The sequence below is a fragment of the Lysinibacillus sp. BSL11 genome, assembly GCF_052928325.1.
This window is the reverse complement of record NZ_JAVGCX010000016.1, coordinates 37,120-56,691: the sequence shown is the minus strand read 5'-3', so window position 1 is coordinate 56,691 and position 19,572 is coordinate 37,120. Positions and strand designations below refer to the sequence as shown.

At 36.6% G+C, this 19,572-nt stretch carries 17 protein-coding genes and 1 riboswitch; of the genes, 4 read left to right on the top strand and 13 right to left on the bottom strand.

All coding sequences use genetic code 11. The annotated features are described in order from the left end of the window. Window positions 1-10: 10 nt before the first annotated feature. Together yhbH and RCJ95_RS18520 are read right to left on the bottom strand one after the other, a co-directional pair. Entirely contained in the window at window positions 11-1,168 is a 1,158-nt protein-coding gene (gene yhbH, locus RCJ95_RS18525) for a sporulation protein YhbH (protein ID WP_221682801.1), read from the bottom strand. A 279-nt stretch (window positions 1,169-1,447) separates the two neighbouring features. Beyond that, window positions 1,448-3,343: a PrkA family serine protein kinase gene (locus tag RCJ95_RS18520; protein ID WP_039884612.1), complete on the bottom strand. Its 1,896-nt coding sequence runs from the start codon at window positions 3,341-3,343 to the stop codon at window positions 1,448-1,450. 212 nt (window positions 3,344-3,555) lie between these two features. On the opposite strand from RCJ95_RS18520, the gene RCJ95_RS18515 reads away from it, so the two are divergent. Then, window positions 3,556-4,551: a M23 family metallopeptidase gene (locus RCJ95_RS18515; protein WP_221682800.1), complete on the top strand. Its 996-nt coding sequence runs from the start codon at window positions 3,556-3,558 to the stop codon at window positions 4,549-4,551. Window positions 4,552-4,813: 262 nt separating this feature from the next. After that, entirely contained in the window at window positions 4,814-6,508 is a 1,695-nt protein-coding gene (locus RCJ95_RS18510) for a methyl-accepting chemotaxis protein (RefSeq protein WP_446722613.1), read from the top strand. 56 nt (window positions 6,509-6,564) lie between these two features. Here the strand turns inward: RCJ95_RS18510 and RCJ95_RS18505 are convergent, their stop codons facing one another. The 6 genes from RCJ95_RS18505 to RCJ95_RS18480 all read right to left on the bottom strand — a co-directional run bounded on the left by RCJ95_RS18505 (window position 6,565) and on the right by RCJ95_RS18480 (window position 12,588). Further along, complete coding sequence (locus RCJ95_RS18505; protein ID WP_312129499.1) at window positions 6,565-7,239, bottom strand: hypothetical protein; 675 nt, start codon at window positions 7,237-7,239, stop codon at window positions 6,565-6,567. Window positions 7,240-7,376: 137 nt separating this feature from the next. After that, window positions 7,377-8,867: a sodium:solute symporter family protein gene (locus RCJ95_RS18500; protein WP_066038212.1), complete on the bottom strand. Its 1,491-nt coding sequence runs from the start codon at window positions 8,865-8,867 to the stop codon at window positions 7,377-7,379. Window positions 8,868-8,888: 21 nt separating this feature from the next. Next, a complete protein-coding gene (locus RCJ95_RS18495; RefSeq protein ID WP_009374257.1) occupies window positions 8,889-9,641 on the bottom strand; it encodes an SDR family NAD(P)-dependent oxidoreductase in 753 nt (250 codons plus the stop codon). Further along, on the bottom strand, window positions 9,631-11,382 hold the full coding sequence (locus RCJ95_RS18490; RefSeq protein WP_257520619.1) for a methyl-accepting chemotaxis protein: 1,752 nt from the start codon (window positions 11,380-11,382) through the stop codon (window positions 9,631-9,633). The genes RCJ95_RS18495 and RCJ95_RS18490 overlap by 11 nt, the downstream gene beginning before the upstream one ends. A gap of 105 nt (window positions 11,383-11,487) precedes the next feature. Further along, a riboswitch (cyclic di-GMP riboswitch) is annotated at window positions 11,488-11,573 on the bottom strand. A 194-nt stretch (window positions 11,574-11,767) separates the two neighbouring features. Continuing rightward, window positions 11,768-11,962: a hypothetical protein gene (locus RCJ95_RS18485; RefSeq protein WP_221682794.1), complete on the bottom strand. Its 195-nt coding sequence runs from the start codon at window positions 11,960-11,962 to the stop codon at window positions 11,768-11,770. 131 nt (window positions 11,963-12,093) lie between these two features. Beyond that, entirely contained in the window at window positions 12,094-12,588 is a 495-nt protein-coding gene (locus tag RCJ95_RS18480; protein ID WP_103118849.1) for a DUF1456 family protein, read from the bottom strand. A gap of 185 nt (window positions 12,589-12,773) precedes the next feature. Between RCJ95_RS18480 and RCJ95_RS18475 the strand changes: the two genes are divergently transcribed. Continuing rightward, entirely contained in the window at window positions 12,774-12,977 is a 204-nt protein-coding gene (locus tag RCJ95_RS18475; RefSeq protein ID WP_004225662.1) for an alpha/beta-type small acid-soluble spore protein, read from the top strand. Between the two features lie 70 nt (window positions 12,978-13,047). Here RCJ95_RS18475 and RCJ95_RS18470 read toward each other — a convergent pair whose 3' ends face one another. After that, entirely contained in the window at window positions 13,048-14,244 is a 1,197-nt protein-coding gene (locus tag RCJ95_RS18470; RefSeq protein WP_221682793.1) for an MFS transporter, read from the bottom strand. Window positions 14,245-14,547: 303 nt separating this feature from the next. After that, window positions 14,548-15,885 carry a trypsin-like peptidase domain-containing protein gene (locus RCJ95_RS18465; RefSeq protein ID WP_446722612.1) on the bottom strand — a complete coding sequence of 446 codons (1,338 nt, stop codon included), beginning with the start codon at window positions 15,883-15,885 and terminating at the stop codon, window positions 14,548-14,550. A 293-nt stretch (window positions 15,886-16,178) separates the two neighbouring features. Here RCJ95_RS18465 and RCJ95_RS18460 point away from each other — a divergent pair, with 293 nt between their 5' ends. Beyond that, complete coding sequence (locus RCJ95_RS18460) at window positions 16,179-16,499, top strand: general stress protein (RefSeq protein WP_274770290.1); 321 nt, start codon at window positions 16,179-16,181, stop codon at window positions 16,497-16,499. A gap of 339 nt (window positions 16,500-16,838) precedes the next feature. On the opposite strand, the gene RCJ95_RS18455 is transcribed toward RCJ95_RS18460, so the two are convergent. From RCJ95_RS18455 to RCJ95_RS18445, 3 genes are all read right to left on the bottom strand, one after another. After that, window positions 16,839-16,994, bottom strand: coding sequence for a hypothetical protein (locus tag RCJ95_RS18455; RefSeq protein WP_202342757.1), 156 nt, complete (start codon window positions 16,992-16,994; stop codon window positions 16,839-16,841). 312 nt (window positions 16,995-17,306) lie between these two features. Next, on the bottom strand, window positions 17,307-18,275 hold the full coding sequence (locus RCJ95_RS18450; RefSeq protein WP_446722611.1) for a tRNA dihydrouridine synthase: 969 nt from the start codon (window positions 18,273-18,275) through the stop codon (window positions 17,307-17,309). A 306-nt stretch (window positions 18,276-18,581) separates the two neighbouring features. Continuing rightward, on the bottom strand, window positions 18,582-19,565 hold the full coding sequence (locus tag RCJ95_RS18445; protein WP_337976715.1) for a bile acid:sodium symporter family protein: 984 nt from the start codon (window positions 19,563-19,565) through the stop codon (window positions 18,582-18,584). Window positions 19,566-19,572 lie beyond the last annotated feature (7 nt).

Genomic DNA, 19,572 nt, shown 5'->3' with positions numbered 1-19,572 from the left:
TACTTCCATGTTACTCTTCACTTTTCTTGAAAAAGCTCTTTAAGGCGTCATAGACATCGCCTTTTTTTCTCAAAATATGGTATCTGAATTTAGGATCATCAATTTTTTTATACGTATACATAAGCGTAGAGAATCGGTTATGCTGATTCACCTCACCATAGCCAAACATGCTGGATACGTCCATTAACTCCCCTACTAGCTTCAGGCACTTTTCATTGTCCATCGATATATTTTCACCGTCTGAAAAATGGACAGGATAAATATTGTAGCGAGACGGATGATATTTATCCTGAATTAATTCCAATGCCTTTTTATAAGCTGAAGAACAAATAGTGCCACCACTTTCGCCCTTTGTAAAAAACTCCTCTTCTGTGACAACCTTTGCCTCAGTATGATGGGCAATAAATTCAATTTCTACTGTTTCATATTTTGACCGTAAAAACTTCGTCATCCAAAAGAAGAAGCTTCTCGCACAATATTTTTCAAATGCTCCCATTGAGCCACTTGTATCCATCATGGCGAGCACTACTGCTTTGGATTCTGGTTTCTCCACTTCATCCCATGTTTTAAAACGTAAATCGTCATTGTGGATTGGCGTTATTTCTGCTTTCCCATGCATCGCATTGCGCTTTAATGCATTTAAAATAGTACGCTTTTTATCGACATTACCCATGAGACCTTTTTTTCGAATATCATTAAACTCTATTTTTTCTGTTTTAATATCTGCCTTTTCTTTCTGCTGTAAATTTGGTAATTCTAGTTCATGAAATAAAACATTTTGAATTTCCTCCATACTGACTTCTGCTTCATAATAATCTTGGCCAGGCTTGTCACCCGCTTCTTTTCCTTTACCGGGAGCCTGATTGGCCTTACTGCCATCGCGCGCCACTACATCTCCAACACTACTATCCCCTTGTCCCTGCCCTACATGCTTAGAGTTATCATAGTTATATCGTATTTTATATTCATCAAGTGACCGAATTGGTATCTTAATAACCTCGCGACCATTGGACATCACAATACTTTCTTCGCTAACTAAATCAGGTAAATTATTTTTAATCGCATCTTTCACTTTTTCCATATGGCGTTGTTGGTCCTGGTGCCCTTTACGATGGAGGGACCAATTTTCCTGAGAAATGACAAAGCGTTTATTTTCGTGTTCAGTCATTTTTATCCTCACCCATCTATCAAATTCGCTTTTTCTATACTATGCTTGTGAGCCAAATTTTTGAACTTTTTTCATAAAATCAATTGTATCTCTATTAATCACACCTCAATGCGTCCAGATTTTATTGGCCATGCTCGAAAGCTTCTCTTCAAAGTCTCGGACATCCTCTGGGGCTTTTTGTTGATTCCGTCAAATCAACATAAATCTCTCCTCCTGATAATAAAAGGAGTGCCCTAAAATTGGGACACTCCTATCTGACTTGGAACAATGAACATCAAGTTATCGATTGAGCAAACTTCCTACATACTGTAGCAACTCATTTGCTGATGTTGTATTATAGCCATGTTCATCAACAAGCCTTGCCACAACCTCATTAATCTTCTTCAGTTGCGATTCATCTGGCATTTTAGAAGAAGTAGTAATTTTCACGATATCTTTCAAATCTGCAAATAATTTCTTCTGAATGGCTTCTCGCAATCTTTCATGAGAATTATAATCAAAACGTTTACCTTTTCGTGCATAGGCAGAAATTCGAATGAGAATCTCTTCACGGAATGCCTTTTTAGCATTTTCTGAAATGCCAATTTGCTCCTCAATCGAGCGCATTAATTTTTCATCTGGGTTCATTTCTTCCCCAGTAAGTGGATCATAAATTTTATTTTTATTACAGAATGCCTCTACATTATCAAGGTAGTTATTCATCAATGTTTTTGCCGATTCCTCATAGGAGTACACAAAAGCCTTTTGTACTTCATTTTTAGCAATTTCATCATATTCTCTACGAGCAACCGCAATGTAATTCATGTATTTTTCACGATCCTCTTGAGAAATAGATGCATGCTGATCTAGCCCATCCTTCAATGCTCGTAAAACGTCTAATGCATTTATCGATGGTATCTCTTTGCGGATAATAGCAGAAGAAATACGGTTAATAATATAGCGTGGATCAATACCGTTCATGCCTTCATTCGGGAACTCTTTCTTCAGCTCCTCTAAGTCAACGGAATTAAATCCCTCCACATTTTCTCCGTCGTACAAGCGCATTTTTTTAATTAGATCCACACCTTGTTTTTTCGGAACTTCCAAACGAGTGAGAACCGAAAAGATTGCTGCGGCCTTTAAAGCATGCGGTGCAATATGGACATGGGACATATCGCTCTCTTTTATCATCTTTTCATAAATATGCTCTTCCTGACTAACTTTGAGGTTGTAGGGAATTGGCATAACGATAATTCGAGAATGTAATGCCTCATTCTTTTTGTTGGAAATAAATGAACGATACTCTGTTTCATTTGTATGAGCAACGATTAACTCATCTGCACTAATTAAAGCAAATCTTCCTGCTTTGAAATTTCCTTCCTGTGTTAGCGATAATAAATTCCATAAGAATTTTTCATCTAATTTTAGCATCTCCTGGAATTCCATCATTCCTCTATTGGCCTTATTCAGCTCCCCATCAAAGCGGTAAGCTCGAGGATCCGACTCTGAACCAAATTCACCAATTGTAGAAAAATCAATACTTCCTGTTAAATCTGCAATATCCTGTGATTTAGGGTCTGATGGTGTAAATGTTCCTATACCCACACGTTTATCTTCTGAAAAAGTAATACGTTCAATCATTACATTTTCAATGCGTCCATCGTATTCCTTTTCAAGACGCATTGTATTTAAAGGCGATAAACTTCCTTCAATTCTAATCCCATATTCCTCAAAGAACTCATTACGCAAATGATGTGGAATTAAATGGAGCGGATCTTCATGCATTGGACATCCCTTAATTGCGTAAACTGCACCTTCATCTGTTCGCGAATATTGCTCTAATCCGCGTTTTAGTAAAGTAACAATAGTTGATTTACCACCACTAACTGGTCCCATTAATAATAAAATACGTTTTCTAACATCTAACCTGCGTGCTGCTGGATGGAAATATTCCTCCACCAGTCTTTCAATTGCTGTTTCAAGCCCAAAAATTTCTTGTCCGAAAAATTTGTACATTTTTTGCCCATCGCGTTCCTCTACACCAGAACTTTTTATCATATTGTAGACGCGTGAATGGGCTGTTTGAGCAACTTCAGGTCTTTCCCTAATGATGTTTAAATAATCTGCAAATGTCCCTTCCCACTTCAGCCTGTTTTCTTCTTCGCGATAGTTTTTCACTTTATCTAAAATGTTAATAGCCTTCCCTCCATTCAGGGCTTGATTTATAACATAGTATGAAGTTAATGGCATGATGATACCATTACTTTTTCTTTGATGAAGTTTCTTCTTATTATTTCTATTTTTTGGGGCAAAAAAATTGCGGATATATCAACTGTTTTCATACATAGAACCTTACTGAATGAAGATAAAAATTTCGGTTATTCTAACGTTAGAAAGGAGGTCCATCATTGCATCGCCATTTTATATTTCTTTTCACATTTTTATTTTTAGGGATTATGCTGTACCCTTCTGCCTCTTTTGCAAAGGAGGATCTTACAGAAGAAGAAATTTTACAGCAGCGTATGTCCTATTATGTACAATTCGATGAATTACTCATTCCATGGCATTTTTTAGCTGCTATCGATCAGTATGAGAGAAACCTACAATCAGTTCGTAAAGACATCCCTAAACGAGAAGGCTATTTGGCTATCCAATTTTCTGATGAATACTGGTCAGGTGCATTAAATCCTGTAAAGGAAGACACTTCTCCTGAGACAATTAGCTATTTCGGAGGAATGGGCCTTGACGGTAATCATGATGGAATCGCTAGTCCAAAGGATGATGAGGATGTCATCTTTTCGATGGCTAGTTATTTAGGGAAATTTGGAACGACTGATGAGGATTTTAAATTAGCTTTATGGGAATATTACGGAAGCGAAGAAGCAGTCAATCAAATATTTACCATCTCCACATTGTACAGACATTTTAAAACCATTGAACTTGATGCACATACCTTCCCGCTAAATATCCGCTCTGATTACAGTTACCGGGGCACTTGGGGCGCCAATCGCGGTTGGGGTGGACGCCGTATTCATGAGGGAACTGATATTTTTGCCAGCTATGGAACACCTGTATTATCTACCTCTTTTGGAGTTGTTGAGGTAAAAGGATGGAATCAATTTGGTGGCTGGCGTATTGGTATTCGCGACAATCATAATTCCTACCACTATTATGCCCACCTCGGTAGCTATCATAAGGAAATTGAAGTAGGTACAATTGTAAAACCTGGTACTGTTCTTGGCTATGTTGGAAGCTCTGGCTATGGAAAAGAAGGTACATCTGGTAAATTCCCTCCACATCTTCATTATGGTATTTATAAATTTAATGGAAGAACCGAATGGGCTTTTGACCCTTATCCTTCCCTTCTACAGTGGGAGCGCACGGCGAAAAAACAAAAAGAATAGAGAATCCTTTACTTATGGCACTTGAAGCAATTTGCTTCAGGTGTATTTTCTTTCTACATAGGAAATTATACACAAATATATAAATTAGTTGTTAGACATCTATATATATTTAACCATCAATAAAAGGAAAATAATTATATCATTGTACTAAAAAACTATTTTTAAATATTTCTATCGAAAGGCTTATTAATACGCATAATTAGTTATAAAATAATACTTGTGTTGAAAAAATTTCTCAATGAGATAGTAAAGGGATGGGAAAATGAAAGGCATTATCAAGTTTAAAACACTTAAAACTCGAATTTTAAGTGCATTTATTCTTTTGTTAGTTTTAGTAGTTAGCTTTACAACCTACACTTACAATTCCAATACAAATATGGAAAAACAGGCAAAAGATTTAGTAAAAGAAGATTTAGTTGTTTTAAATGCAAGTAAAAATTTAGCACTCTCTATGAGTGTCCGCCTATCTGTAGCGTTAAATTATGTGTTGACAGGTGACGAAAAATACAAAGAATCATTTGATGAGTATCGCAAAAAGGCTGAGGAAAATAACGCTATTCTAGACAAATATGAAAAATCAGATGAACGCGATCAACTTGTAGCAATCGCCCGTGATTGGAGTACCCTTGTTAATACAGAGGTATTTGATATCTATCAAAAGGGCAATAAAGAATTAGCTTTAGAAAATTTAATGGATACACATGAACTCGTAACGAAAGTGCGATATGGTTACGAAAAACTGGCAGATGAACGTGCTAAAGCCATTACAGATGTTGGTAACGATGTTGTATCAACTAGCTCGGAGAATCGAACAATTGGTATCGCCTTTAGCTTGATTCTAACTATAGCTGGTATTCTAATTGCCATTATCACAGCCAATACCATTTCTAAACCTGTTACAGTCGTAGCCGACCGAATGAAAGAATTAGCAGATGGAAATTTGCAACTAGAGCCTCTACCTGTAAAAACACGAGATGAAATTGGAACGTTAATGGTAGCTGCCAATGACATGAACAAAAAATTAAAACAAACGATCCATTCTATCTACACGGTTTCTGAAACAGTAGCAGCTAGTAGTGAAGAACTTGCTCAATCATCGAATGAGGTACAAGCAGGTACTGAGCAAATTACTGTAACGATGCAAGAGCTTGCATCGGGTACAGAAACACAAGCATCTACCACAGGTGATTTGGCAGAAACAATGACAGCATTTAAGCGTAGCATTCATGAAACTACACAAGAGGGCATTGAATTAAGCAAACATTCTAGTCATGTTCAAACATTAACGGTTTCAGGGAAAAGTTTAATGGTTCAATCTACCAAACAAATGGCTACAATAAATGAAATTGTATTAGACTCTGTGAAAAAGGTGGAAAATTTAAATGAACAGTCTGCTGAAATATCCAAACTTGTGTCAGTTATCGATGATATTTCAAACCAAACAAATTTACTTGCATTAAATGCAGCAATCGAAGCAGCTCGAGCTGGTGAGCATGGCAAGGGCTTTGCTGTTGTGGCAGATGAAGTCCGAAAGCTTGCTGAGCAAGTACAGTTCTCTGTCACGGATATTGCAACAATTGTCCATCGTATTCAAGGTGAGACTGACAATGTAACATCTGCCCTTCAGACTGGCTATGAGGAAGTAAAAAGAGGAACAACACAGCTCGATGAAACAAATGAAACATTTGAAAAAATTTCTGATGCTGTTGGAGATATGATTGATAATATTTCAACCATTTCAACGAATTTAAATCAGCTTGCTCAAAATTCGGAAACCATTCATGCTTCTATTGATGATATGGCCTCCATTTCACAGGAATCCGCTGCTGGCGTTGAGCAAACAACAGCAACTGTTGAGGAAACCGCCGCTACAATGGATGAAATCGCTAGAAGTGCAAATCAGCTTGCTGGAATGGCCGAGGAGTTAAATACGCAGCTACAGCAATTTAAAATTTAATCATCTAAACAACAAAGGCTATCTCAAATTTTTCTATTTTGAGATAGCCTTCTCTCTTATTGCCAATGACTTATGGGCACGCGTTCCAATTCATGACGTTTAATAATAACACTTATCTTTTGAAACCATTTCTCACAAAGCTCCATGGCTTCTTTATAGTCATCTTCCTCTTTTGATATTGGATCTTCACTATTATCCATGAACATATATTCTTGAATAGGTTCTGATAAATGATCTACTACTAGCTTTAACGATAGCTGTGAGATTGTATCTTCTTCTACCTCCTCTTCTTCTACTTCCTCTGCTTCAGCAAGTAAGGAACCACTCATTAGATGATTCTTTGTTCTAACCGTAAATACTTCATCTTCCATGATGGCAACCTCATATATTCTGTTAAATGGAACCTCTATTATTTTTAGTTCTTCGTCTAAAGCTTCTCTTCGTGCGAAAATAAGCGTGTTTGTCTGTTCATTTAACAATAAAGCATTTAAAGCATCATTGGAAACTGTACAATGTGTATGAGGAATAGCCATTATCTCCTCCTCACTAGCTTCCGTCATGGCTGTCAAAGTTTGTATGGCAATATAACGCTCTTTTAAATAACGGATACACCCTAGACCGACTAAAGCCAGCCCAATTAAAAAAAATAGTTGCTTAATAATGACTAATTCAATGGCATTTGCTAGATAAAGATAGACAATCCCTAATAAAATGAAGAAAATATTTTTCATTCAATTCCCGCCTTTATCAAGATAATCACTAGAAAAATTCAGATGATGTACTAGCAATAGTATTCTTGATTCTATCTTTTCATTCTAATAAAAAACACGAATTCATTGAACTTTACAATGAATCCGTGCTTTTGCTTTTAACGACCAATTAGCTCTTCTTTACTACTTACGTCGTCTAATGTTTTATCTTTTTCTATTTTGTGCATCTCAAGAACATGCTCAGATGGCGGAACGAGTAAACTCACCACGACAATTGTGATACCAGTTATAACAACACCCGAAAATACAGGAGCCTGCCATAATTCATTTAATAGACCTATGAAGCCTTCTGATTGGATTGTCAGACTAGGTACGAATGTTAGTGATGTCACAATGTAATAAACTAAGCCAACGGAAATACTTGCCCAAACTGCTGGTGTACTGACACGTTTCCAAAATGGTCCTAAAACGATTGGCCAGAATATTGTTACGAATATAATATCCCAAGCTAAATAAGCTAAATCAATTACTTTTTGGAAGCTTACAGCTAGCACTAAACCTAATAAAGCACTGGCTAGAATAATAGATCGTGAAAATCTTAATAGCTTCTTAGGATCAGGATTACGATTAATAAAATCTAAATAAATATTCTTTGTCACAATTCCTGAAGTCGCTACATAACATGCAGCTACTGTAGACATCCCCATGGCTGCCATGGCTGTTAAGAAAATAGCTGCTAATAAAGGCGGAAAATAACCTTGTGCAAAGGTAAGCATCAATGTTTCCGGGTTTGTGCTCTCAGGATAAATAGACTTAAAGGCTTCCCCTAGCATCCCTGGAATCCAGCTAATTGCAATGACAATAATACCAGCAATAATCATACTTCGTTGTGCCACTCGCGGACTTTTCGCAGCAGCTACCCGCTGCCCAAGGTCAACTGCAGGGATATCTCCAAGTGCTAGTACAAGATACAAAGTCCAGAATTCTGCTCCTGCCTTCTCAAATAATGTACTGATATTCCACCACTCAGGATTAAATGTAACGTCTGGATAGTAAAACAAAATAAAAATGGTAATACCCAAAATACCTGCCACTGCAAGCGCACCTTGTACGATTTCAGTATAGGCAACTGCCCATAAACCACCAATAACTGAATAAATAGCCGTTAGTGATACAAATAGAAGCGCCGCAGGTATAAAATCAATTTGCAACAATTGCTGAATAATATAAGTTCCACCAACTGTTAACGCCGCTGCATTAAAAACACCAAAAGCAATTGCCATAACAACCCCTGTATAGGCTCCTAGCTTTTTACTGCCATAGCGTAAACCGTAGTAATCTGCTAATGTCCAGCCCTTTAAACGTCGTAATGGCTTGGTCCAAATGAGTGCTCCAAGAATCATACAAGTCCCTAAACCACCCATTGTTGCCGAACCTTCAAAGCCACCACTTGTATAGCCAGAGCCTACCGCTGCAAAAAAGAAGGGAGCTGCTAATAATGCAGCAACTAAACTACCCGTGACAACGGATAAAGGCATGCTCCAGCCAGCAACAATTAAATCCTCGGCTGTGTTGACACGCTTATAGCCTTTATAGCCAATATAATAGATAAATAATAAGTATAAGCAAAAGATAATAATATTTAACATTATTTACTCCTTCGTTTTCCATTAACCGTTCATTACGACCCCACCATTTGGCGTTAAAATTTGACCTGTATAGAAGTCAGCATGATTAGAGGCTAAAAATAATACACTTTTCGCAATTTCTTCTGGTTGCGCTAAACGTTTTAATGGATATTTTGCGGATTCTTCCTCCACATAGTTATCGCCAAACTCTTGTAGAATGTCCGTAAATGTTCCACTAGGAGCAACTGCATTGACAAGTATAGAAGGTGCTAATTCTCTTGCTAAAGCCTTTGTAAAAGCATTAATAGCACCCTTTGCAGCTGAATAATGCGTGAATTCTTCACAACCCAAGCTACCAATATCAGATGAAATATTGATGATTTTTCCTGTATTACGTTCCTTCATTCTTTTAGCTGCTTCACGGCAATTATAGAAACAGCCATATAAATGAACTTTAATCATACGATCCCACTGCTCATCCGTTAAATCTGTAATGCTGGAACCCTGTGCAAATCCAGCGTTATTTACAAGAATATCAAGATTCCCGAGATGCTCGTCCATAAATTGATGCATCGCTTGTACTTCTTGAGAGTTAGAAACATCTGCGTGGAATATTAAAGCTTTCACACCCAACTTTTCTGCTTCTGCACGTACAGCTTCTGCCTCTTGCTCATCCCCAATATAATTAATTAAAATATTGGCTCCATGTTGCGCAAAGCCTAAAGCAATTGCTTTACCGATTCCTTTACTAGAGCCTGTAATTAAAACATTTTTTCCTGTAAAATTAATGTCCATTATGATCATTCTCCAATTTGAATTTTGCCACTAGACCTTGCAGCTCTTCTGCTGTTTTGCCCAGTGATGAAGAGGCATCCTTTACTTCCTGCATGGTAGATAATTGCTCTTGTGTAGATTTCGAGACATTTGAAGAAAACTCTGCTGACTGCTCTGCAGATTGTTTAATATTATTTACAGATGCCGCCACTTCTTCTGAGGATGCAGAAATTTGTTGTGAAGCAGCGGAAATTTCACGTATTTGGCTAGCTACTTCTTCTGATGAAGTAAGAATTTCTTTAAAGATTTCGCCTACTTCATTAGTAAATGCCATCCCTACCTTAACATCCTCTTTGCCTTTTTCCATAACCGTGATAGAAGCGTTTGAATCAGATTGAATAGAACTAATTAAATTGTAAATTTCTGTTGCTGATTGAGAGGATTGTTCAGCTAAGCGTCTCACCTCATCCGCAACAACGGCAAAGCCTTTACCATGTTCACCTGCTCGTGCCGCTTCGATGGCAGCATTTAATGCTAATAGATTTGTTTGATCGGCAATAGCAGTAATTAAGCTAACAATTTCACTTATTTTTTTCGTATTAACATGTAGTCCATTAATGGTTGTCCCTATTTGTTCAACAGAATCATTAATTAACTCCATTTGAGCAATAACTTGTTGGACAACTTCATTGCCTCGTTCAGAAGCCTGTGATGCTGAAATAGAGGATTCCGCAGCTACATTTGCAGAATCAGCAATTTGCTGAATACCTGTTGCAGTTTCTTCCATAGCAGCGGCTGTTTCCTCTGTCATGGTCATCGAGGCCTCAGCATTTTGAGTAATTTGATTCATGTCTAGTGCAATATTTGTTGAGCTGTTATAAGTTTCACCAGCATGCACCGTTAATTGATTGGCTGCTGAAGAAACGTGATTGGATGTATTGCGTATGTTTAAAATAATATGTTGCAAATTAGCCACCATTGTACGAATGGATTCAGATAATTTACCAATTTCATCCTTCGATGTCTCTAAATCAACCTCTATTAATTCACCATTTGCCACTTGATTGGCAACGTTCACTACTTTTTTCAGTGGCTTTAATAGTCGATCTATAATTATGTAAACTAAAACTAATAAAATTAAAATGCCGATAATGGCAATGACAATTTGCTTAATCACACTTGTTTTAATAATCGTATTGATATAATCAGCAGAGTAATCAATCCCTAATAGGGCAATCAGTTGGCCATTATCATCTTTAATAGGACTAAAAACCGTTCTCCAAGAACCAAAAGGATCCTCGAAAATAGCAGTTACCTCTGTACTATTATTTTCAATAGCTAATTTTGCTGTTTCTACATGTTCATCCGCTAAATCAGTAAAAATTTCACCAGCTTCATATACTTCATTTAGATTAGAGGTATAGCCAATTGGATTGACGCCACCCTCATCCTTGACATCCCAAATATAACTCCAGCTCATAATACCTTGCTGGTCCTGAATCATATCAAGTTGCTTTTGGATCTTAGTAAACTTTGCGTTTGTTTCCCCTTTTTCGGACAGCAAATCTTTTACTTCATCACTGTCTAAGTTCATAGCTGTTAATAAACCAACACTTTTTAATTCTTGCTCCAAATCCACATTCATCCGATTATTCAATTCACTAATACTTTGCGTCGTAATAATAGCGATAAGCAGTAATACAACGATAGAGACTGTTAGTAAAAGCTTATTTTTTAATGATGTGTTTTTTAACAACGTCATTTCCCCTTTTCCTCCTTTGAACTTTACTTGCAAAAAAATGCCTATTTCAAAAGAAATAGGCATAAAAGAACAAAAACTAGAATGAGAATGATACAACTAGCACTCTTTTGCAACCCAGCCGTCATAGCATTTATTGCCTTAGACCTGTAGCTTTGCGTCTCTACTTTTCAGTAAATTTACCTATATTTCCCTACCAAAATTAACACAGTAGGTAAAAGTAGTCAATGCTCTCTAGTTAAAACATACATATTTTATACTAGCTGTTCCTTCATTATTAATTATAGAAATTTTATTCATCTATTGAACAAACTAAAAACAGCTACAACCTCAATTAGCGTTGTAGCTGTCAACTTTCATTTCACTTACCCCTAAGTGTTTGAATAAATTATACGTTTTGTGTGACAAGTAATACGGATGGTATAAAGGATAATGCAAACATAGCGATATACCATACGGAAGTACGACGTAATGAAAAGCGCACTTTTTTCCGTTCCGCATAAAAAATATCTAACATAACTGCAACAATAAAAGGCATTGTAATACATGCAATAGCTACTAATAAGATGTCAATATAAATCATACAAGCACCCCTTTGTCTGTGAACAATTTTCATCTTTTTTGTGAACATTTTGTGATAAATTTATTGTACACAATTTCGTCACAAATTGTCAACGAGTTTCAAAGAAAAAAATGGCACTTTATGATTGTGCATTATGCTCTATATTTATATGTTAAGCCCCTTAAAAAATTTCGTACGAATGAATCGCCACACTCTTTATAATTACGATGACTTGGATTTCTTAAAATAGCACCTAATTCACCTTTTGTTACTTTAATGCCTCCGTCATATAAAATTTCAAGCATCTCCTCAGTTGTTAAAGCTAAAGCAATTTTTACTTTCTTTAGTAGCATATTATTTGGGCTTTCTTTACCTGACACAGGTAACGGTCCAACAGCCTGTCCTTCCCTTGGTTTCTGAGGCCCGCGTTTAAAAGTAATTAATCCATTTAAAAATGCCTCTAACATTTTATTATTACATTTGATGTATTCTTCTGGCGCTTCTTCCTCATCATTAATCTTAATTAGCATATTTAATACTTCTTCCTTTGTATAATCCATGCCACCAAGTTTGAAAATTTCTACCATATCTACATTTTTTATATCGAACGCATAGCGTAAACGAATTAAGATATCATTATTCGTCATTATATGTTCCTCCTTTAATTAACCTTATATAGTAAAGAGCCAGGCTTAATTATAACAGAGAGTTTGCTGATTATTGCTAGCTTTCCACAAGTTGTTGTTGTTAGCAAATAGCGTGTGCATTTCCTACTTTTTAAATGTATGAAAAATTTAATCGCAACCATTCTAAGGTCAAGGAGGTGAGAACAATGGCTAACAATAACCGCAGTTCAAATAAACTTCTAGTACCTGGTGTACATGAGGCAGTCAATCAAATGAAATATGAAATTGCACAAGAGTTTGGCGTTCAGCTTGGGCCAGAAGCATCTTCTCGCGCAAATGGTTCCGTTGGAGGAGAGATTACAAAGCGCCTTGTTGAAATCGCTGAAAAACGTTCAAAAGGTTTATTATAATTAAATACTAATAAGAAAAGAACGAATCCCATTTGCAGAAGTGGAATTCGTTCTTTCGTGCTCGATAAAATTATGCTGTTTGCAATCCCTTACCTGAGCTCTTAAGCGTTAGCATGACGATAAAGGAAATACAATACAGCGCTGCTAAGTAAATCATAACGACAGTCATATCGTAGCTTTGTAAAATAAAGCCGACAAAGATTGGTGAGAATCCACCTATAGCTCGTCCAAAATTAAAAATGGTGTTTGTTGCTGTACTGCGAATTTGTACTGGATAAAAGCTACTAATTAATGCACCATACCCTGCAAACATTCCATTAGAAAAGAATCCTACAACCGCACCGCCTACTAATATCGCTACTGCACCTGTTGCAAACGAGTAAAGGAATACAGCACCTGCAGAGGCTACTAAGAAGATACCGAACGTTCGCTTTGCTCCAAAACGATCCATAAATCTACCAAATGTCAGCATTCCAATGATCATGCCAACTGCGGTACTAATTGTCCACAATGCTGAACTTGAAACCGATAAACCTTGCGATTTCTGTAACATCGAAGGTAGCCAAATCATCAGACCATTATAGCCTGCAATTTGAACAGTAGCCATTAGAATTAGGGAAAGTGTTGTCATGGTGATACGAGGTGAAGCAAATAATTGTGCTAATTTCCCGTTCTCTTTCTTATTATTTTGTTGTTTCTGCGCAGCTAACCATTCTGGTGATTCATCAATATTTTTACGTACGATAAAGGCGAAAATAACTGGTAGTAATCCTACAAAGAATAATGCACGCCACCCTAAAGTTGGTAAAATAATAGCACTTAATAAAGCAGCTAAAATTACCCCATATTGTGCACCTACACTGACATAAGAGGATGCTCTGCCTTGTTTATTCTTTGGCCAAGCCTCCGCCACAAGCGCCATCCCAATACCATATTCTCCGCCAGCACCTAAACCAGCGATAAATCTATAAACATAAACTTGTTCAATACTTGTTGCTACTCCTGTTAAGGCCGTTCCGATGGCAAACAAAATAATCGTATACGTAAATACTTTTACTCGACCATATTTATCTGCTAACACACCGAAAACAATACCACCCAGTAGCATCCCAATATTCGTGATGGATGAAATCAATCCACCTGTTGCAAGATCAATATTAAATTCTGCAATAATCATTGTCATAGCAAAGGAAATGAACATAATATCCATTCCTTCTAACGTTAGCCCTGCCACTGAAGCGACCACGGTTTTTTTACGATAATCCATTCTTGTTAGCCTCCAATTTTCTAGTTGTCGATCTCTTTTAGTGAATGGATTATAGCTATCTTGTCCATTCTCTTTTGAAGCCTCACAGGACTTCCTTTAAAAGAGGAGTATGAAACAATAATAAAAGCCCTTCCGTCACAGAGGACAAAAGGGCATGACAAAGCAAAGATATTAGCTTAAAAATATCACATAGCCCTTTTCAGCCTCTCTGGACCGTATTAAAGGATTTATATATCGTTCATTTATACCGTTCTACATTCTATAAGATTAAGAAAGAAAAAGCAATGGTCGAATAGTGGAAATTCAACTCGGTAATTCTATAAAGTTTTGAGCAAACTGATAAATTAGATTGGCAGGTACAGCCAAATTAAGGTTTTGACCATCATCGAAGCCTGCAGTAATCAGACCAACCAATCGACCATGCATATCCAATAAGGCACCACCCGAACTGCCATTTGATATAGCGGCTGTAAATTGAATCATAGACATTTGCCGTATATCACGAAAACCAGAAACAATCCCATCAGAAACCGAGTTAAACAATCCTAAAGGACTGCCAATCGCCACAATTTTTTGCCCTCGAACTAATTGTCCATCCATTTTAACAGGTAAAGGGTGGCTTATTCTATCTACCTTCAAAATAGCCAAATCATGCATATCATGATATTTCACAAATTGATGGGTTATATACTCGTTAGTATCATTTTCATAGAGCACAGAATAATATTTTCCACCACCCACAACATGCAAGTTTGTTAAAATATATCCATCTTGGTGGAGAATAACACCAGAGCCATAGCATAAAACCTTATCATCCTCCCCGAAGGTCTTAATCATCACAACAGATGTGGCTAAGGAGGCTAATTGCTCATAGCTCCACTCTTCTGTTACATTCGTTTTTTGAACAGGAATGTTCAATTGTCTTGCAGTACTTTGAATAGGCAATGTTATTTCCTTTTCATAGAAATGACGACACATATGTAAGGTAGATGAAGCTTCTATTATAGTGTACAAATTAGCAATATCTCCTTTAGGATTCATGTAACAAATATCGCACCCCAGTGACGATAAGAAATATAGAAATAGTAATTCATGCTGCGTAATGTCACCTATAAAAACAATTTTTGGGGACATTGGATTTTCCTCAGAAAAAATTTGTGGTAAATAATAATCCATCCAATACAAAAATTTAACTGCAAAATTTTTTAACAACGTTTCATTAGGATAAGGCTGATTTTCTTTAAATAGTTGAATCATCTGTTTAAAGCTTAGCTTTTTTGTCCATTCAAGTTGATCACTCGCTAATGTACTGCACAAAGATAGCTTATCCAGTAATTGCGGGTTTTCAGCAACAGTCTGCCACATTCTCCAACTTTCTGACAATCTATCTACATCTTCCTTATTACGAATGACCTCAAGCTTATGCAGTCGTAAATAAAATAAGCTTTGCTTGGAGAAATACTCCTCCATTTTTAGAACCTCATCTTTATAAAAATCTACCGAATCAGGTATACCGATATAGCGTAGAAAAACTACTTCCTTCGTTTGGGAATGATTGTTGTGATGATTTTGCATAAACTCCTGAAAAGTATTTACTGATTTATTATATTTAATTTTTAACGGTCTAGTTGTCACAATCATCTTCATACAACTCCTATAAGCTCGTCATTACATATAATGGTACTCACTATACAATTCTCTGATGTTTCTCTAAATCCTCTATTGATGCAAACAAAAAAGCCCAACTCTATAAAGAATTAGACGTAGCTTTGGAATAAAGATTTAGAATAACAACTTCCATTGTTTTCGAGTGGTTCACTAGTATTCCATTAGTTGTTCATGCCACTCTAACATAATTAAAAACTAAAAAGATGTTTTATTCATTCAATTTAGTGGAATAGATTGAATGTGAACATATATAGGAGGGATCAATAATGACAGTCAAATTGACAGTAGAAAACGTAGTACAGGCGAAACAAGAAGTGGAGAAATTAGAAGCGCAAGGATATCTTCGAGATAACATTTACATCTTTGCTCACTATGAAGAACGTGAAGATGATATTAACGAAGCACTCGGGACAGAAGAAGCTGGTATTAGCGAGCAAGGGTTCCTGACTTCGTTAAAGAACCTGGTGAATTCCCGTGGTGATGAACTCCGCAATGAATTAGCTTCTGTCGGATTAAGTGAATTGGAAGCTGCTCAATTCGAAAAGGAACTGGATACAGGTAAATTGGTCATAGTTGCCAATAAGTAAAAACAAACCCGGGAAACCAATCCCGGGTTTGTTTTTCATTTTACAAGTCCTCCTCGTATTTCATCGACTCTGTATTCCACAAAGCCTTTCAACCAAGTCAGTATAAAAACTGTCAATGATCTGCTCGAGGAAATTTTCATTTTTTTCATGAAAGAGTTCTTCAACAATATGGCCCTATTCATAAAGAATGACGCTTTTTCCTTATTACGGAAAAGCGCCCGATTGTTGAATAACTAATTTTTATTAATAATAGCGTTTTCTCAAATATTTCTTATTTAGTAGTTCAATGACTATTGAAGATAATTTCATAAAAAATTAGCACCACAGTAATTTTTATGTCTATTCTTTACAAAAATCGACAAATTTTTTTGCCTGTATTAAGGACATATCTGTTTGTTCTCTCACAAACTTTACCGCTTTAATTTCACCGACGGACTTTATTTTCTCTTTTACTAAGGCAATCAGTTCCTCATTATAGACTTTAGTATAATCCATTTTTCCGACCTCCTCTAATCTATAATACCTTATACGACTATTTTAACCATTTAGTTTCAATATATATTAATACCACTTAAAGAAATTTGTAAAAATAAGGATAAATCAATTGTGAGGGTTCATATTACGAGATAAAAACTACATTTAAACAGAAGAGCATAAAAACAAGCGTCCTCCCCCCTAGCATTAGAAGCCAAAACCTCAATAGCGATAATTGAAAGGAGCAAAGAAAAGGAAATCTCATCCTCAAATCTTTGCTCCTACTTCTACTGTTATTTACTTGACTTTATTAGTAGTTCCATTATTTCATTGTCATTCAATATTGTTTGATTCAAAGTTGTCTAGCAATACACGCACTTCATCCGTTGATTTTGTGTTCATCAATTGACTTCTTAATTCACCAGCTCCTCTGAATCCTTTGACATAAATTTTAAAGAAGCGATGAAGTCCTGTGATGGAACGTGGCAGTTCTTCCGCATATTGATCTTGAAGATCGAGCTGCAGTCTTAAAAGATTAAGGTACTCTTTACTGCTATGTTCTTTTGGCTCTTTTTCAAAAGCAAAAGGGTTTTTAAAAATACCTCGTCCAATCATTACGCCATCAATACCGTATTGTTCAGCTAGCTGCAGTCCCGTTTGACGGTCAGGAATATCTCCATTGATCGTCAGTAGCGTATTAGGTGCAATACGATCACGTAACTTTTTGATTTCTGGAATGAGCTCCCAATGCGCATTTACTAGGCTCATTTCCTTTCTTGTTCGTAGATGAATCGAAAGGTTCGCTATATCCTGCTTTAAAATATGCGTTAGCCACTCTTCCCACTCATTTACATCCTTGTAGCCAAGTCGAGTTTTCACGCTAACAGGCAGTCCGCCCGCTTTTGCTGCTTGAATCAATTCTGCCGCCACATCTGGTCGGAGAATTAGACCACTTCCCTTCCCTCTTGATGCTACATTTGGTACAGGGCAGCCCATGTTAATATCAATACCTTTAAATCCTAGCTCTGCCATGCCAATACTCATTTCACGGAAATACTCGGGATTATCTCCCCAAATATGTGCCACCATTGGCTGCTCATCTTCTGTAAAGAGCAAACGGCCACGCACACTATTCTTTCCCTCTGGATGACAGTAGCTATCCGAATTTGTAAACTCAGTAAAAAACACATCTGGTCGACCTGCTTCACTTACAACGTGACGAAATACAACATCTGTCACATCTTCCATCGGTGCCAATACAAAAAATGGGCGTGGTAAATCACGCCAAAAATTATCGTTCATGTTATTTCCAATTCCTCTCACTATGGACATATTGATACATTTGCCTCTTTACCTAATAGAGGTAGAAGTATTCTTTATCAAGAATTAATGTAAAAATCAACAATGTTTATTTTAACGAAAATCCGTCCTAAATGATATTTTAAAAAATAAAAAAGCAGATGGATAGCTTGTTTCTATCTCATCTACTTTTATTATACCTAATTTTCATTTCTATATTTTTTCGAATGGATCCATTTGTGAGGTGGATTTACACAAAATAGATAATATGACTGCAATACAAGCCGTAGACATCGAATATTTACTCTCCTACATTTGAGTTCTGCCGTTATCTTCTTGTATCTGTTTAGTATGTTGTACCTTTAGTATCTCTGGTTTTTTCGACCAATAGGTAGCGAGAATTGGACCAGAAATATTATGCCAAACAGCCCCAAGTACACTAGGTAAGGCCGCTAAGGGACCGAAGTGGGCAGTGGCTAACGCTACACCTAGACCAGAGTTCTGCATTCCAACTTCTATTGAAATAGCTCTTCGATTACTTTCATCGAGGCCTAATAGACGAGCTGTTATATAACCAAATAACAATCCGAATGCATTATGAAGCACTACAGCTGCAAAAATAATGGAGCCTGCCGAAGCGATGGTATCAACATTACCAGCAACAACAGCGGATACAATAATCATAATAGCAACTACTGAAATAAGAGGAATCACATTAATACTTTTTTCTACGATTTGAGGAACAACTCTTCTTATAACAATCCCTAGGATAATAGGGAAAATAATTACTTGAATAATTGAAGTAAACATTGCTATTGGATCAACTGGCATCCATTTACCTGCAAGTAATAATAGGATGAGTGGTGTGGCAATTGGAGCTAATAATGTCGAAAAGGATGTCATTGTGATGGACAAAGGTACATTTCCTTTAGCTAAATACACCATGACGTTTGAAGCAGTTCCACCAGGTACAGATCCAAGAAGGACTAGCCCTGCAGCTAATTCTGCTGGCAAGTTCATTATATAAGCAATTAAAAAAGCGGCAAGTGGCATGATAACATATTGAGCACATACACCAATAATGACTGGTACTGGATTCGTTATAACCAATTTAAAATCAACTGCTTTTAACGTTAGACCCATGCCAAACATAACAATGCCTAGCAAAATCGTGATATACCCTCCAAATATTAAAAAGGGCTCCGAAGCTATAAAAGCAATAACAGCAATACAAATAACCCAGATGGCGAAATATTTTCCAGCTATCGTACTAATCGCTTCTAAAATTTTCATAATTCCA

Excerpts from the sequence above, each read along its gene's own strand:
- RCJ95_RS18460 (WP_274770290.1), top strand. The coding sequence starts at position 16,179 with ATGACAGTCAAATTGACAGTAGAAAACGTAGTACAGGCGAAACAAGAA.
- RCJ95_RS18470 (WP_221682793.1), bottom strand. The coding sequence starts at position 14,244 with ATGGATTATCGTAAAAAAACCGTGGTCGCTTCAGTGGCAGGGCTAACG.
- RCJ95_RS18510 (WP_446722613.1), top strand. The coding sequence starts at position 4,814 with ATGAAAGGCATTATCAAGTTTAAAACACTTAAAACTCGAATTTTAAGT.
- RCJ95_RS18445 (WP_337976715.1), bottom strand. The coding sequence starts at position 19,565 with ATGAAAATTTTAGAAGCGATTAGTACGATAGCTGGAAAATATTTCGCC.
- RCJ95_RS18475 (WP_004225662.1), top strand. The coding sequence starts at position 12,774 with ATGGCTAACAATAACCGCAGTTCAAATAAACTTCTAGTACCTGGTGTA.
- RCJ95_RS18450 (WP_446722611.1), bottom strand. The coding sequence starts at position 18,275 with ATGAACGATAATTTTTGGCGTGATTTACCACGCCCATTTTTTGTATTG.
- RCJ95_RS18500 (WP_066038212.1), bottom strand. The coding sequence starts at position 8,867 with ATGTTAAATATTATTATCTTTTGCTTATACTTATTATTTATCTATTAT.
- RCJ95_RS18490 (WP_257520619.1), bottom strand. The coding sequence starts at position 11,382 with ATGACGTTGTTAAAAAACACATCATTAAAAAATAAGCTTTTACTAACA.
- RCJ95_RS18495 (WP_009374257.1), bottom strand. The coding sequence starts at position 9,641 with ATGGACATTAATTTTACAGGAAAAAATGTTTTAATTACAGGCTCTAGT.
- RCJ95_RS18465 (WP_446722612.1), bottom strand. The coding sequence starts at position 15,885 with ATGATTGTGACAACTAGACCGTTAAAAATTAAATATAATAAATCAGTA.
- RCJ95_RS18505 (WP_312129499.1), bottom strand. The coding sequence starts at position 7,239 with ATGAAAAATATTTTCTTCATTTTATTAGGGATTGTCTATCTTTATCTA.
- yhbH (WP_221682801.1), bottom strand. The coding sequence starts at position 1,168 with ATGACTGAACACGAAAATAAACGCTTTGTCATTTCTCAGGAAAATTGG.
- RCJ95_RS18480 (WP_103118849.1), bottom strand. The coding sequence starts at position 12,588 with ATGACGAATAATGATATCTTAATTCGTTTACGCTATGCGTTCGATATA.
- RCJ95_RS18485 (WP_221682794.1), bottom strand. The coding sequence starts at position 11,962 with ATGATTTATATTGACATCTTATTAGTAGCTATTGCATGTATTACAATG.
- RCJ95_RS18455 (WP_202342757.1), bottom strand. The coding sequence starts at position 16,994 with ATGGATTATACTAAAGTCTATAATGAGGAACTGATTGCCTTAGTAAAA.